Annotated in this window: 13 protein-coding genes, 2 tRNA genes and 1 rRNA gene; 6 read left to right on the top strand and 10 right to left on the bottom strand. The window is 33.1% G+C overall.

Annotated elements, in window-relative coordinates; genetic code table 11:
* Positions 1 to 63 precede the first annotated feature (63 nt).
* Together BUE22_RS20515 and BUE22_RS20510 are read left to right on the top strand one after the other, a co-directional pair.
* Positions 64 to 873 (top strand): mechanosensitive ion channel family protein, encoded by an 810-nt coding sequence (locus BUE22_RS20515; protein ID WP_073397870.1) that lies wholly within the window; start codon positions 64 to 66, stop codon positions 871 to 873.
* 248 nt (positions 874 to 1,121) lie between these two features.
* Entirely contained in the window at positions 1,122 to 2,522 is a 1,401-nt protein-coding gene (locus tag BUE22_RS20510; protein WP_073397869.1) for an MFS transporter, read from the top strand.
* On the opposite strand, the gene BUE22_RS20505 is transcribed toward BUE22_RS20510, so the two are convergent.
* Positions 2,515 to 3,558, bottom strand: a complete 1,044-nt coding sequence (locus tag BUE22_RS20505) for an alpha/beta hydrolase (protein WP_073397868.1) — start codon at positions 3,556 to 3,558, stop codon at positions 2,515 to 2,517. The two genes, BUE22_RS20510 and BUE22_RS20505, sit on opposite strands and share 8 nt — an antisense overlap.
* A 256-nt stretch (positions 3,559 to 3,814) precedes the next feature.
* On the opposite strand from BUE22_RS20505, the gene BUE22_RS20500 reads away from it, so the two are divergent.
* Positions 3,815 to 4,492, top strand: a complete 678-nt coding sequence (locus BUE22_RS20500; protein ID WP_073397867.1) for a YceI family protein — start codon at positions 3,815 to 3,817, stop codon at positions 4,490 to 4,492.
* 80 nt (positions 4,493 to 4,572) lie between these two features.
* On the opposite strand, the gene BUE22_RS20495 is transcribed toward BUE22_RS20500, so the two are convergent.
* Positions 4,573 to 5,133 (bottom strand): NADPH-dependent FMN reductase, encoded by a 561-nt coding sequence (locus tag BUE22_RS20495; RefSeq protein WP_073397866.1) that lies wholly within the window; start codon positions 5,131 to 5,133, stop codon positions 4,573 to 4,575.
* A 339-nt stretch (positions 5,134 to 5,472) separates the two neighbouring features.
* On the opposite strand from BUE22_RS20495, the gene BUE22_RS20490 reads away from it, so the two are divergent.
* Positions 5,473 to 8,787, top strand: a complete 3,315-nt coding sequence (locus tag BUE22_RS20490; protein ID WP_073397865.1) for a TonB-dependent receptor — start codon at positions 5,473 to 5,475, stop codon at positions 8,785 to 8,787.
* A 162-nt stretch (positions 8,788 to 8,949) separates the two neighbouring features.
* Here the strand turns inward: BUE22_RS20490 and BUE22_RS20485 are convergent, their stop codons facing one another.
* Entirely contained in the window at positions 8,950 to 9,291 is a 342-nt protein-coding gene (locus tag BUE22_RS20485; protein WP_073397864.1) for a winged helix-turn-helix transcriptional regulator, read from the bottom strand.
* 108 nt (positions 9,292 to 9,399) lie between these two features.
* Here BUE22_RS20485 and BUE22_RS20480 point away from each other — a divergent pair, with 108 nt between their 5' ends.
* The gene (locus BUE22_RS20480; RefSeq protein WP_073397863.1) at positions 9,400 to 9,780 is read left to right on the top strand and encodes a DoxX family protein; all 381 of its coding nucleotides are present in this window, start codon (positions 9,400 to 9,402) and stop codon (positions 9,778 to 9,780) included.
* A 106-nt stretch (positions 9,781 to 9,886) separates the two neighbouring features.
* On the top strand, positions 9,887 to 10,363 hold the full coding sequence (locus tag BUE22_RS20475; RefSeq protein ID WP_073397862.1) for a hypothetical protein: 477 nt from the start codon (positions 9,887 to 9,889) through the stop codon (positions 10,361 to 10,363).
* A gap of 68 nt (positions 10,364 to 10,431) precedes the next feature.
* On the opposite strand, the gene BUE22_RS20470 is transcribed toward BUE22_RS20475, so the two are convergent.
* The 7 genes from BUE22_RS20470 to rrf all read right to left on the bottom strand — a co-directional run.
* Positions 10,432 to 11,826: an aldehyde dehydrogenase family protein gene (locus BUE22_RS20470; protein ID WP_073397861.1), complete on the bottom strand. Its 1,395-nt coding sequence runs from the start codon at positions 11,824 to 11,826 to the stop codon at positions 10,432 to 10,434.
* 124 nt (positions 11,827 to 11,950) lie between these two features.
* Positions 11,951 to 12,256 carry a putative quinol monooxygenase gene (locus tag BUE22_RS20465; RefSeq protein WP_073398073.1) on the bottom strand — a complete coding sequence of 102 codons (306 nt, stop codon included), beginning with the start codon at positions 12,254 to 12,256 and terminating at the stop codon, positions 11,951 to 11,953.
* An 87-nt stretch (positions 12,257 to 12,343) separates the two neighbouring features.
* Positions 12,344 to 13,138, bottom strand: coding sequence for a type 1 glutamine amidotransferase domain-containing protein (locus tag BUE22_RS20460; RefSeq protein ID WP_207761259.1), 795 nt, complete (start codon positions 13,136 to 13,138; stop codon positions 12,344 to 12,346).
* A 126-nt stretch (positions 13,139 to 13,264) separates the two neighbouring features.
* Entirely contained in the window at positions 13,265 to 13,834 is a 570-nt protein-coding gene (locus tag BUE22_RS20455; RefSeq protein WP_073397860.1) for a Crp/Fnr family transcriptional regulator, read from the bottom strand.
* Between the two features lie 209 nt (positions 13,835 to 14,043).
* Positions 14,044 to 14,129, bottom strand: a tRNA-Leu gene (locus BUE22_RS20450).
* Positions 14,130 to 14,135: 6 nt separating this feature from the next.
* Positions 14,136 to 14,208, bottom strand: a tRNA-Phe gene (locus tag BUE22_RS20445).
* 76 nt (positions 14,209 to 14,284) lie between these two features.
* Positions 14,285 to 14,365 (bottom strand): 5S ribosomal RNA (gene rrf / locus BUE22_RS20440); the annotation flags it as partial.

The raw sequence follows: 14,365 nt of genomic DNA, 5'->3' as shown, positions 1-14,365 counted from the left end.
GTACTTCGTGCAGATGTTTTTGCATTCAATTCTAAACTTTAATTTTTTTAAATATAACCTATTATGAAAGAATTTCTGCATGACATTGCCCAACATATAGAAGGATATTATCAAAACATTGTTGATATCACGCCAAAATTATTACTCGCAATTCTGGTTGTTTTAATCTCCTGGTTTATAGCATCGCGTGTTCGGGGATTTGCAGATCGAAGATTAAAACTACGAATGCATGATCCTTTATTAGCGACTTTTATTGCCAATCTTATCAAAGCGGTCCTTATTGTTATTGGGTTTTTATTTATGTTTCGCGTTATTGGGCTTACAGGCGTCGCGCAAAGTGTTTTGGCCGGTGCCGGAATTTCGGCGTTTATTATTGGTTTTGCCTTAAAAGATATTGGCGAAAACTTTTTAGCGGGAATTTTACTCGCTTTCAAAAGACCTTTTTCTGTTGGTGATATTATCGAAAGTAACGGTGTAAAAGGAAAAGTCGTGGCATTGAACCTTCGTGATACACAGATAAAAAGTGACAGCAAAAACATTTATATTCCAAATGCATTATTAATAAAAAACACGCTTATCAATTTTAATAGTGAAGGATTTCTTCTTCAGGATTTTACAATTGGGCTTGAATATGGATCTGATTATAACAAGGCAATTGAATTGATCACCCAGGTCATGAAAGCAGATGAGGAAATTGTAGATAAAGGATATTCCAATTCGGCTGTAGTATCTGGCATTACAGGTGCCGTTGTACAAGTCAATGTAAGATATTGGGTAAAAACCGACTTAAAGGTTACGGATGGTAAACATCGCTCTGAAATTGTAATTAAAGTTGCCGAAGTATTAAAAACAAATGGTTTTGTTATAAAATAGTAAATCAACATTCAGAATGATTCTTGTAATACAGAGCAATAAAATAATGACAGGACTTTTAAAAATTAATTCAAATTTTAAACAAAAGATATCAAATATGGTATCTTTTGTTATTTAGTTAAAGATTAAATCAATTAAATTCTAAAAGCAAATTATTAGGATATCTTTCGTAATTTTATAGAACTCATGAGCTAAATAAGGCTTTAAGAACTACAGCTTAAATTGTTTCAGGCAAAAAACAGAAATCTATGAACGTTATTATTGATAAAGAAGCGACGAAAAAAATATTGCCTATTATTCTGGCAACTTCCATTTTTATGCAAATGCTTGATTCTACAATCCTTAATACTTCTATAACTGCTATTGCCAAAGATTTGCATGAATCGCCGCTGGAAATGCAAAATGCTATCATCAGTTATGTATTAACGTTGGCGCTTTTTATGCCTGTAAGCGGTTTTTTGTCAGACAAATTTGGAACCAGAAAAATATTTATTTTTGCTTTATTACTTTTTAGCCTTGGTTCATTGTTTTGTGCCCTTTCTCAAAACTTAATGCATTTGGTTTTTGCCCGTGTTATTCAGGGTATTGGAGGAAGTTTAATGACACCTGTAGGGAAACTGGCGCTTATTAGAACATTTCCAAAAAATGAATTATTACAGGCAATGAATTTTGCTATCATTCCAGCTCTAATTGGACCTGTTTTAGGTCCGTTGATTGGAGGATATATGGTCGATTATTTATCCTGGCACTGGATTTTCTTAATCAATATTCCTTTTGGTATTATTGGTATTATTTTAAGCTTAAAATATATGCCTGATTACAAATCTCCAATAATTGATTTTGATTTAAAAGGCTTCCTGATTTTTGCAGCCGCTTCACTCCTATTGTCTATTTCTTTAGAATTGTTTGGCAATACTGTTCGTTTATCACCGGTTTTAGTTGTTTTGATGTCAGGATTTTTAATGCTGTATTGGTATTATCGCCATGCTGCAAAAGATAATAACCCTATTTTTCCCTTAAACTTATTTCAGGTAAGAACCTTTCGTGTGGGTATTGTTGGTAATTTGGCAACTCGCCTGGGTTTTAGTTCTATTCCTTTGCTATTGCCTATGATGATCCAGATTGCTTATGGTCAGTCTGCAGTGACCTCAGGATGGATTGTTGCACCTATGGCACTTACCGCAATGTTTGGAAAATCGGCAGTAATTAAAATTCTAAATACTTTTGGATATCGTAAAACATTAATGGTCAACACTTTTATTATTGGTATATTAATTTGCGCTCTGGCTATTCCGTCAATTCATACATCTATTTATTGGTACATTCCGATTATTGCTGTTTTGGGTTTCTTTAACTCCATACAATTTACCTCGATGAATTCTATTTCTATTGCTGATTTAAGGGTTTATCACACAAGCAGCGGTAATTCATTAGTTTCTGTAAATCAACAATTGGCGATTGGTTTTGGTATTGCTTTTGGATTATTGGTACTCAAAATTTTTCAGGGAGATGTAAAACTCATTCATAACGAGATTCACAATGCCTTTCGCTACACCTTTTTAGTTGTTGGTTCTTTGACTATTTTATCCGGTTTAGTTTTTAGAAGGCTTCATTTAAAAGATGGTGACAATTTAAAATCTACTATTTAAATTTAGTATTTAGCCCAAATTTTAAAAACCGAAGAATTTCATCATATAATTGATAACGGCTTTTTTCAAGCTGCATAACATGAGTTCCTTTTTCGATAACCACATATTTTTTATAAGCAGCATTTTCCAGAGACGAAAATAATTTTTCACCATCAATATTGTTAGGATATTGATCCCATTCACCCCGAATTACTAAAACAGAAGCGTTTATATTGGCTGGGTTATAATATGATTTTCCGTGTAATAAATCTTCCACATCCTGAGAGGGACCTGAGGGAAAACGAATACTATTAGATTTAAATTTTACAGCTAATGGATCAGATTTTAGCCAATTATCTCCCCAAACATTAAAAACTTCGGTTTCCAATTGACATTCTTTTTCTGGTGGGGTCAAATTTTTCATTGAATTTATTCTTTCATCGGGCGTCATAGTTTCAAAAGAATATTCTTTTTTTTCAGCCTCAGAAGTATTTTCCCTTTTAGTAATAGCTGCAAACAAAACCAGCTTAGAAACTTTATCGGGAAATTGTGTAGCATATAAGGCCGCAACAGATCCTCCCCAGGAATGAGCTACTAAATATACTTTTGGTTTTCCTGTTTTTTTTATAATAAAATCAACTGCTTTATCTACATCTTTATAAACATCCAGAGCTCTTCCAACAGGTTTGCTATTTACTAAATTTGTTTCCATTTCATTATATCGGTCCGAATTTCCGTAACCCAAAAAATCTAGTGCATATACCTCATAACCATTATCTGACATACTATCAATCATTGAATAGTTATTCATCTTAAAACCAAAAGATAATGCAGATGGAAATGAAGAACCGTGCAAAAAAAGAATAGCATAATCGTCTAAAGGAACCTTTGGCTCTTTGTGTGTTATGGCAATTTTTAATCCCGAAACATGGCTTTCTATTTTGAGTACTTCTAAATCATTCATCTTTTTATTTTTAAAATTTTCAATATTATTCTGGGCATTGATTAAGCTTGTAAATAATACCAATGCAAGAATTGTAATTCTATTATTTTTCATCCTCTTCTTTTATGAATACAAAGTTTAAAAATCATTAGTTACAACACTTCATTTTATACTTAACTATGGATGTAAGTTTGATTAAAAAAGAAAAATGCCGGAATTATTATTGAACATAAAAACCTCGGTGTTCAAAGCAGGAGAACGTGATTAATATTTTAATTAAAAAAAATAAACTTACTCAATAGAAATAATGAGAAAATTTCCATAATTTAACTCTCTCAATATTTAAAATAAATAATTAAACAGATAAGAAATGAAAAAAATAAGCGTATTTACATTAGCAGCGGTTACTTTATTTTTAACGTCATGCGGAAAAAAATCATCTAACGAGACAACGACAGCTGCAGAACAAGAGGTTGCAGAAAAAAAAGGGGAAGTTTTACCGGTAAATTTAGAAACCTCGAAAGTAAACTGGAAAGCATTTCATAAAGGTGGTTTTGCTCCTCGTTGGGGAACTCTTAGCCTTACATCAGGAGAAGTTTCTGTTGAAGGCGGAGAACTTACAGCAGGTGACTTTGTAATAGATATGAAATCTATTAAAGTTGATCCGGCATCTGTAACAGAAAAAGATAAAAAATATTCTGAATTGGAGGCTCACTTAAAAGGTGCTGATTTTTTTGATGTAGAGAAAAATCCAACGGCAGCTTTTAAAATTACAAAAGTTGCGGCATTAGATCCTGCTGCTAAAGATGCAATTGAAGGTGCTAATAAAACAGTAAGCGGTAATCTTACCTTAAAAGGAAAAGCAGTAAATGTTACTTTCCCGGCAAAAGTTACTGTTGCTGAAGGAACTGCATCAATTCAGGCTAAATTTACTGTTAACCGTACAGATTGGGATATCAAATTTGGAGCTTCTGAGGCTGATCCTGCAGAATGGATGATCAGTAAAGATATTGAGATTGGTATTGATGTGAACGCAGCAAAAAAATAACAACAGATCATTATCGTTGATACAAAAGCCCTTCTTAATTATAAGAAGGGCTTTTTTTAATTTTAAATGATATTTCACCTTTATTGACTGGAATTTTTGTTAAACCAGACAATAAATGCATCAACAGCTTTTTGAAGAAACTCCCTAATCTCTTCTTTCTGAATATTTCTTTGTTCATCAAAAAGTTCATCTACTTTAGTAAGATAAACTTCAGGCTGCTGCATAACAGGAACATTTAGAAAAACCAAACTTTGTCTTAAATGATGATTAGCACCAAAGCCAGAAATACTGCCTGGCGAATTACTAAATACGGCTCCCGGTTTACCGTCCCACACACTTTTTCCGTAAGGACGCGAACCTACATCCAATGCGTTTTTTAAAACTGCGGGCACTGATCTGTTGTATTCCGGTGTTATAAAAATAGCACCATCAATTACTTTTACTTCATTTCTAAAAATAGTGTAGGATTCCGGCACTTGATTTTCATCATCAAAATCCTGATTATAAAGCGGCAAATCACCCAACGAAATTATTTTAAACTCAAATCCTGCAGGTGCCATTGCTGCAACTGCTTTAGCTATTTTTCTTGAAAATGATTCCTTACGCAAACTTCCTGCGAAAAGTCCAATTACTTTGTTCATATCAAATGTTTTTAATTACAGTTACCACAGCTTTTGCAGTATAACTTACTTTAAATAAAAATTAATCGATTAATAATCTTTCGTTATATAATAAAGTTAGTCAAAAAAGCAGACTGCTCTAAATAAGAACTCATAAAATTGACGTAAAATTCTTAAGATTATATAAAACTAAAACATCTTATTTTTTTATTAAAAATCAATAAACATGTCTTAAAATCCTTTTATTCTTACAAAAATCATTCACTACCCAAACCACTACATTTTGTTAATATTGAGTTAACACCGGGCTTCTTCAATCTCATAATTTTGCCAAAAAATTAAACCAATATAAAACATTAGATGAAAAAAATTATTTTTATTTTGATTATTTTACTCTCGACTTTAGGTCATGCTCAAGTTACGAGTTCTGCCATGTCTGGGATTGTTAGATCAAATAAGGGGGAGGCTCTGCCTGGGGCGACAGTAGAAATTGTTCATAAACCAACGGGAACAAAGTACTTCTCAACTTCTGATTTTGACGGTGGATACGCTGCACAAGGTTTGAGACCAGGAGGTCCTTACACAGTTAAAGTAACTTATATTGGTTACAAAACAACAGAAATAACAGACATTAATGTCGGTTTAGGTAACAACCTGACTATAAACATTACTATTGATGAAGAACCAAATGCACTTCAGGAAGTTGTGGTTTCTACAAAATCAAAAGGAAATTTTAATAAAGGAAGAACTGGTGCTTCACAACAGTTTTCAAACAGAGAAATAGCTGCAGTTCCTGTATTAGGAGCCCGTTCGATAAACTCTGTTACAAAATACAATGCAAATGCAGGAGCTAACGGAACATTTGGCGGACAGGATTCAAGATTAAATAATTTTACTATTGACGGTTCTGTATTCAACAACGGATTTGGACTTGGATCAGATTCACAAGCCGGAGGCAGAACTGGTTCGACTGCAATTTCATTAGATGCAATTGAGCAGTTACAAGTAAACATTGCTCCATATGACATTCGTCAATCTGGATTTTTAGGTTCGGGGATTAATGCCGTAACAAGAAGTGGAACAAACGAAATCGAAGGATCTGTTTATACTTCTACCAGAAATAACAAAAAAGATTTTATCGGTACTCACGCTGGGGATGTAACAATTAAACCGGGTAAATTTGAAGAAACAATCTGGGGAGCTCGTATTGGAGCGCCAATTATCAAAGATAAATTATTCTTTTTTGGAAATTTTGAAACTATTGACAATGTAAGCCCGGCTACAAACTGGACATCTACAGGTTCTCCGCAACCAAGTGGTCAGGTTTCTCTTCCTACCTATACTGAAATGCAGACTCTTTCTAACTTTATGAAAGATAAGTTTGGTTATGATACAGGTGCATGGGAAAACTATGATTCATCAAAAGAATCAAAAAAATTCTTAACGAGAATTGACTGGAATATCAATGACAATCATAAACTTACTGCTCGTTATGTATTTCATAATTCATCTTCGGATCAGTTAACTTCTAACTCAAATTCATTAGGTTTTGGTAACAGAACTAATAGTGCATTAGCAATGTCATTCAAAAATAGTGGATATACAATTTTAGATAATACAAGGTCTATTGTATTAGAATTAAATAGTAAATTAAGCAATTCATGGTATAATAACTTCATTGGAGGTTATGATAAACAAATTGAAGACAGAGGTTTAATTGGTGGTGGTTTATTCCCTACAATTGATATTAAACAAGGAACTGCTACTTATATTTCAGTTGGTTTAGATCCTTTTACTCAAGGTAACAAACTGTCATACTCAACACTACACTTTACAGATAATTTGACTAAAACTATTGGAAAACACTCTTTAGTATTTGGTGCAAACTTTGAATATTTCAAATCTAGCAACTTGTTTTTCTCAGGATCAAACGGAGTTTACGTTTTTAACTCTTTAGCAGATTTTTATGCTTCTGCAAATGAATCTCTTGCAAATGGTGGCGCGCCATCAACTACAATTAGTACTATGCCGAATAAAGTTCAATTTAAATATTCCGCTTTACCTGGAGGTGCTGAACCAATGCAAATACTAAAATCTAACAAATTAGATTTATATGCTCAGGATGAAATGAAATTGAGTGATAAATTTAAATTAACTGTTGGTTTAAGAGCTTCAAGAATATGGTATGCTGATACAGCATTAGAAAACCCAACAGTTACTGCTATGACTTTCGCTGATGGCGAAAAATTCAATACTAGTTCAATGCCGGATGCAGCAATCTTATTCGAGCCTAGAGTTGGTTTCAACCTTGACTTAAATGGTGATGCTTCAACAATTGTTCGAGGAGGTTCAGGAGTATTTACTGGTAGATCTCCTGGTGTATATTTATCAAACCAAATTGGAAACAACGGAGTTCTTACTGGTGTTGTCGATGTTAGTGGTGCTGATGTATATACAAAAGGATATGGTTTTACAGCAAATCCAGCACAATATTTTACTCCAACTACACCTACAGCTCCATCAACTTATGACTTGTCATTTAATAAGAAAAACTTCAAATCTCCTCAGGTTTGGAAAACTACAATGGCAGTTGATCAAAAACTTCCTTTTGGATTTACAGGTACAGTTGAAGGAATACTTCAAAAAAATATTAATGCGATCACTTATTACAATGCTAACTTTGATGCTCCGGTTGGAACATTTAGCGGTACTGACAACAGACCAAGATATTCTCGTAATGATGCCGGAACACGTGTAAATGATAATGTTTCAAACGGTATCGTTTTAGCAAACTCTGATGAAGGATATTTTTATTCTACAACATTTAAATTAGAATACCCATACCAAAGAGGACTTTGGGGATCATTCGCCTACACGCACTCTAATGCGACAGATTTAATGTCTCCAGGTTCAGTAGCTTCAGGTTCATGGACAAGTGCGAGATCTGTAAATGGAAATAATGATTTGGATGTATCTAATTCAAACAACAATACACCAAATCGTTTGGTTGGAGTTATTGGTTACAGAATTGAATATGGTAAAGGTCTTGGCGGTGCAACTTCTATCAACTTAGGTTATATTGGAGAACAAGCTAGTCCATTTACTTACACTTATAGTGGAGATATGAATGGAGACAGAATTAGTGGTAATGATTTGCTTTATGTACCAAACAGCGCAAGTGAACTTACGTTTGCTCCTCTTGTAGTATCTAGTACAGTAAATAATGTTACAACTTCAAGAACTTACTCACAAGATGAGCAAAGAGCTGCGTTTGATGCTTATATCAATCAGGATAAATATTTACGTTCAAGAAGAGGTCAATATGCTCAAAGAAATGAATCTACTTTACCAATGTTACACAGATTAGATTTATCTATCTCTCAAGATATATACATCAAAATAGCTGGTAAAAAGAATACTTTCCAATTTAGAGCTGATATCCTGAACTTTACAAACATGGTAAATAAAGACTGGGGATTATCACAAAGAGCAACAAATCCAAATGTTCTAGCTTATTCTAGTACAACAGGTGCAAATGTCCCTGTTTATACCCTTGCTACACAAACAGATCCTAATGGAAACAGGTATTTAATTAAAGATACTTTCCAAAAGAACTCTTCAACATCAGATGTTTGGCAAGCACAATTTACACTTAGATACATATTTGGTAACTAAAATATTTTTTACAAATAAATTAAAACCAAAATAATTAATAAAACGACATTGACTTTTAGTTAATGTCGTTTTTTTCGTATTGGAAGAATTAAAGAACCTGAAATCTGGAAAATATTAGTCTTCCCATAAAAAAGTCCTGTCTTCATATTAAAAATGACAATATCAGGAATCTTTTAATATTTTTGACCTGTGAAGAAGTCCCCAAAAATGCAATTCATCTAATACTTTTTCTAATGAAATTCCATGCTCTGTGATTGAATATTCGACTTTTGGAGGAAATGAATCATAAACCTGACGTGTAATAAGTTTATTTGCTTCTAATAATTTTAATTCTCTTGACAGCGTTTTATCTGTAATCCCAACTACACTTTTTGATAATTCTCCAAATCTTTTTGGATGTTCAGCAAGAGAAAAAAGAATAAGTAATTTCCATCTTCCCTCTACCGCTTCAAGAGCATCTTTTATAGAAAGCATTGTTTTAGGGCATCCACCTTTTGATATCATAACGTATTGATTATCTATTTACTTTACTTCCGGATAGTACTATCCAGAGGTAAAGTAATATCGTTTGGATAGTAAAAGTATCTAATTTTGATAAAAACTTATAAAAAAATGGAAGAAAACAAAATTAAAAAATTGAAAAAAATCATCGTATGGATAGTTCAAATGCTGCTATTTACAATTTTTGCATGGGCAGGATTTATGAAAATTTTTAAACCAAACGATCTGCCATTTCCTTGGATAAAAGATAATGTGATTTTAGTACCTATTACTGGGATAATTGATCTTTTAGCGGCAATAGGAATTCTATTTCCTTCTCTATTGAACAATAAATCCAGACTAACAGTTTATTCAGCTTACGGAATTATAGTATTAATGTTTAGCGCTATTGTCTTTCATATCTTTCGAGAAGAAGCTAAAGATATTGGTTTTAATATCTTCATTATTTTTGCTGCCTTATTTATAGCTTGGAGCAAAAAAAATAAACTTTAAGTAAATCGTTATGATTATCTAAATCCTGCAATTTCCAAATGCTATTATATAACAAGGCATTTTTAAAAAGGAATTAAATTTGAGACACTTACTTAAAAATACGATTATGAAAAATTATTTAATTCTTTTACTATCAATTCTCGTTTTTTCATGTCAACAAAAAGGAACCAAGAAAACTACTGTTGAAACCTCAGATACTATTTTCACGAAGAAAAATAAAGAGGAGAAAAAAGAAGAGAACAAACAAATAGACGATACTATTTTTATGAATTTTGCGAATGACAAAGGTTTATACACAGCTGAAGGCTCTTTAGACTCTATTCATTCTAAAATATATGTCAAATTTAAAAATGAAGATTTAGGCGAATTGAATGCAAAGATCATTCCGTCTACCGGCAAAGGAAACATCCGTTTCAACCAAATTATTTTCCCGGATAAATCCTCAGATGGCCCATTTGGAATGGATTTAAAAATTCAACTCAAGCAAAAAGGAAATCATATTATTGTAATTGGACATTCGCTTATGGCTGACAGTCCTTTTTGGGGTAAATTCGAAGTACAGCTTGAAAATAAAAAAGAATAATCAAAAAAAGTCCTAATCAAAATTAGGACTTTTTTATGGGTAAATTTAAAGGCTATTTTTCTGCAAACTTATATAGATTTGCTTTTAAACACAGTTAATTTTTCTCTTGTCATATCATTTATAGTATATGAAATCCCGCCCATTCCAAGACCTGATGCATCTCTGCCTCCAAACGGCATCCAATCTACTCTAAAGGCAGTATTATCATTAATCATAACTGCAGTAGCATTTAGTTTTTTGGCCGTACTCAAAGCAATATCAATATTCTTTGTAAAAACCGCTGCCTGAAAATGAACATCCAAAGCGTTGGCTTTATTTATTGCTTCTTCTCTATTTGTAAAAGGATAAATACAAACAACGGGGCCGAAAATCTCGTTAGTCGATACTTTAGAATCTTCTGAAGGATTAAGCAGAATTGTCGGTTCAAAACAAGTCTCTGAAATTCTTTTTCCTCCTGTAATTAATTTAGCGCCATTTTCAATAGCTTCATTAACCCATTCCTCAATGCGGTTAACTTCTTTTGGAGTTATAAGCGATCCTACATCTGTAGTTTCATCAAACGGATTTCCAACAATTAATTTGTTGGTTGCCTGCGAAAACTGTTCAATAAAACGATCACAAATTTCCTCATTTACATAAATTTTCTGAACTGAAACACAAACCTGACCCGCATGATAAAACCCTCCTTTTACCAAATCAGGAATCATTTCGTTAAAATCGGCATCGCTCTCCACAATTACAGGAGCGGCGCCACCATGTTCTAAAGCACATCTTGTTCCCGGCGGCAATTTGCTTTTTAGAGACCAGCCTACTTTTGCTGAACCAATAAAAGAGAAAAAATGTACTCTTGAATCTGTAACCAATAATTCTGCAGTTTCATTATCACATAACACTACTTGCAGCCATCCTTCGGGCAAACCGGCTTCTTTTAAAATATCTGCCAGTGCAAGACCAGATAAGGGTGTATTACTTGATGGTTTAAATATAACAGGACAACCGGCGGCAACGGCAGTAGCAATTTGATGTACTGCTAAATTTAATGGGTGATTGAATGCACTAACTGCAACAACAACGCCAATTGGTTCTTTTGACGTAAAAGCAATTCTGTTTAAAGAAGCTTCAGTAAGTCCCATCGGGATTTGTTCTCCTTTTATTTGCGCTATATGTTCTGCTGCTAATTTTACACCTTTGATGGCTCTAAGTATTTCCGCTTTTGAATCTTTATAGGGCTTTCCGCCTTCGCTTATTGCCAAATGAATCAATTCCTCACTTCTTTCACTCATTATCGAAGCTGCTTTTTCTAAAATTTCAATTCTTTCAAAAGCCGGAAGCCAATTAGATTGGTCATTAAATAATTTTTGGGCTGTATTTAATATATTCTCAACATCGTTACTATTTAACAGCGGTAATTCTTTGACCAGAGTCTGATCGTAAGGGAATAATATTTTTGTGGTCTTTTCCATAAATGTTTTTTTAATACTTAACCTGAAAAATGTTATCAAATATTTGGGTTCATTTTTTATGATTGTTCTTTAAATTTAGTCAAATTATCAATGACTACAATATCTTAATTCCCAATATTGAAAATTAAAATTTTAAATCCGTCACTAAAACAATCTCCCTATTCTCTAACAAAGGCACAATTTTACCTAAAACTAAATCTTGAAAATGTACTGAATTTCTATGTTCTGCAACAGCAGCTTCATTACTATATCCCTCAAATAATACAATTGTATTTACATCCGAATTGCTTTGATGGACTTTATAAAACAAATTACCTTCTTCTTTGATGCTTTCGTTATGTACTGCTTTTAGCAAGTGCAAGACATTTTCGATCTGACCTTCTTTCACTTTCCATGTAGCAAAAACATGAACTGGATTTTGATTTTCCATTTTGATTTTTTTTAATATTATTATATTTATTTTAAAATTGCATGAACCTCCTTTTTTTTCTGAAGAAGATCCATACAATTAGTTTCATTATTTTTTAGGCGATTCTAAAATGACAATCATTTTTTCAGCTACTCCTTTTGCCGAAGCAGGATTTTGTCCCGTAACGAGATTACCATCAGCAATGCTGTGAGCTGACCAAACTGCAGCTGCATGAAATTTTGCTCCTTGTTTGGTTAATGCAGTTTCTAACAAAAAAGGTACATCTGCGATAGCATAACCTCGCTCTTCTTCATCTGTAAAAGATGTGATGTTTTTACCATTTACAAGATAAGATCCGTTGCTTAATTTCACATTTAATAAGGATACCGGACCGTGACAAACAGCTCCAACAACTGCATTTCGTTCGTAGGTTTCTTTAATTACTTTTTTAAGAAGTTCATTTTCCGGCATATCAACCATTGGTGCTAATCCGCCCGGTATAAAAACAGCATCATATTTACTAACATCAACATTTGATAGTTTAACAGCTTTCTGCATTTTTTCCCATCCTTTTCCTGTTAGAAAAATAAGATTGTCAGGATCATTTGCTAAATTAAGTGCATCTAAATATGGGGTATCTCCTGTTAAGCTGGCAAAATCTATCTCATAGTTTGCCTTGTCAAATTCTGCATAAGGATGTGCTACTTCGGGAAGAAATGTTCCGGTTCTTCTGTTATTTGGTCCAATTGCATTGGCATTAGACACAATAATTAAAATTCTCTTTTTCATTGTAGATTCTTTTTTAAGTGTTGCTGTTTGTTTTACTGATGTGTTTTCCTTTTTACTTTGTGCATTCGAAGAAAAAAAGGCAATTGCAAGGGTTAAAAGCATAAATTTTTTCATGTCTATAAATTTTATTGGTTAATGAATTATTATAGGACAAATTTATGCCAGCTCTACTCCTCAATACGAGGAGCAAAGTCACAAAAAAAGTGTGACCGGAATCACACTTTCAGAATCAAGGTTATGTTATTTGTTGTTGGAGTAAAGCCTGCTAAGGGTTTCGCGGCTAATTCCGAGATATTCAGCTATATATTTTTTTGGAATTTTTTGCATTAGATTTGGATAAAGATCTGCAAATTCCTCATATCTCTGCTGCGGATTATTTGAGAGAAGTGAAATAACTCTTTGCTGAAGTGCAATAAAACCTTTCGTGAGTTTTATTCTAAAAAAATGTTCCATCTTATGAAGCGTATCAGAGAGTTTTTCTCTGCCATCGAGTGTGAGGCATAAAACTTCTCCCGGCTGCATGCATACAACATACATATTAGCCTGCTTTTGATTGAAATAAGCAATGTAATCAGACATCCACCAATTTTCTGTGGCGAATTGTACAATATGTTCCTTACCGTCTTCATCAAGATAAAAAACTCTAAAAATTCCACTCATAATGATGTATTCATATTTTGCTTCATCACCTTGTTGAATAAGATATTGATTTTTTAAAACTTTTCGTATCGTAAAAAATGGCTTGATAGATTCAAACTCCTCATTAGTGATAGGGATAATTTCTTCAATATGTTTTCTAAGTTTTTCCATAGTTTATCTTTTCAAAGATAGAAGATTTATTTTTTATTTGATAAATAGAAATATGGTGGCAATTCTATTCCATCTATTCTTTAACTTTTAAATGATTATCTTAAAATTAATATAGCGCAGAGTATTAAACAAAAAAGGCTTTAGCTAAAATAGCTAAAGCCTTTTTTAAAAACAAAATCCCCCTTATAAAATAATAAGGGGGATTTTTGTACTCAGAGCGGGACTTGAACCCGCACGAACATTGCTGTTCACTGGATTTTAAGTCCAGCGTGTCTACCAATTTCACCATCCGAGCATTATGTGGTACCTCCAGGGATCGAACCAGGGACACATGGATTTTCAGTCCATTGCTCTACCATCTGAGCTAAGGTACCTTTTATTTACTTATAATTGTATATAAATAAAATTAAGAATAAAAAACCCTGTTGATTAGAACAGGGTTTTTCAAAAGAAAGGCGACGACATACTCTCCCACATAACTGCAGTACCATCTGCGCAGGCGGGCTTAACTACTCTGTTCGGGATGGGAAG

This window comes from Flavobacterium pectinovorum (genome assembly GCF_900142715.1).
In the GTDB taxonomy this organism is placed as follows: domain Bacteria; phylum Bacteroidota; class Bacteroidia; order Flavobacteriales; family Flavobacteriaceae; genus Flavobacterium; species Flavobacterium pectinovorum.
Note: the sequence above shows the minus strand (reverse complement) of the source record. Positions and strands in the feature narration are given on the sequence as shown.

Bases quoted from the DNA above. Each gene is read 5' to 3' on its own strand.
- BUE22_RS20505 (WP_073397868.1), bottom strand. From the start codon at position 3,558: ATGAAAAATAATAGAATTACAATTCTTGCATTGGTATTATTTACAAGC.
- BUE22_RS20515 (WP_073397870.1), top strand. From the start codon at position 64: ATGAAAGAATTTCTGCATGACATTGCCCAACATATAGAAGGATATTAT.
- BUE22_RS20495 (WP_073397866.1), bottom strand. From the start codon at position 5,133: ATGAACAAAGTAATTGGACTTTTCGCAGGAAGTTTGCGTAAGGAATCA.
- BUE22_RS20470 (WP_073397861.1), bottom strand. From the start codon at position 11,826: ATGGAAAAGACCACAAAAATATTATTCCCTTACGATCAGACTCTGGTC.
- BUE22_RS20465 (WP_073398073.1), bottom strand. From the start codon at position 12,256: ATGGAAAATCAAAATCCAGTTCATGTTTTTGCTACATGGAAAGTGAAA.
- BUE22_RS20500 (WP_073397867.1), top strand. From the start codon at position 3,815: ATGAAAAAAATAAGCGTATTTACATTAGCAGCGGTTACTTTATTTTTA.
- BUE22_RS20480 (WP_073397863.1), top strand. From the start codon at position 9,400: ATGGAAGAAAACAAAATTAAAAAATTGAAAAAAATCATCGTATGGATA.
- BUE22_RS20460 (WP_207761259.1), bottom strand. From the start codon at position 13,138: ATGAAAAAATTTATGCTTTTAACCCTTGCAATTGCCTTTTTTTCTTCG.
- BUE22_RS20510 (WP_073397869.1), top strand. From the start codon at position 1,122: ATGAACGTTATTATTGATAAAGAAGCGACGAAAAAAATATTGCCTATT.
- BUE22_RS20455 (WP_073397860.1), bottom strand. From the start codon at position 13,834: ATGGAAAAACTTAGAAAACATATTGAAGAAATTATCCCTATCACTAAT.
- BUE22_RS20475 (WP_073397862.1), top strand. From the start codon at position 9,887: ATGAAAAATTATTTAATTCTTTTACTATCAATTCTCGTTTTTTCATGT.
- BUE22_RS20490 (WP_073397865.1), top strand. From the start codon at position 5,473: ATGAAAAAAATTATTTTTATTTTGATTATTTTACTCTCGACTTTAGGT.
- BUE22_RS20485 (WP_073397864.1), bottom strand. From the start codon at position 9,291: ATGATATCAAAAGGTGGATGCCCTAAAACAATGCTTTCTATAAAAGAT.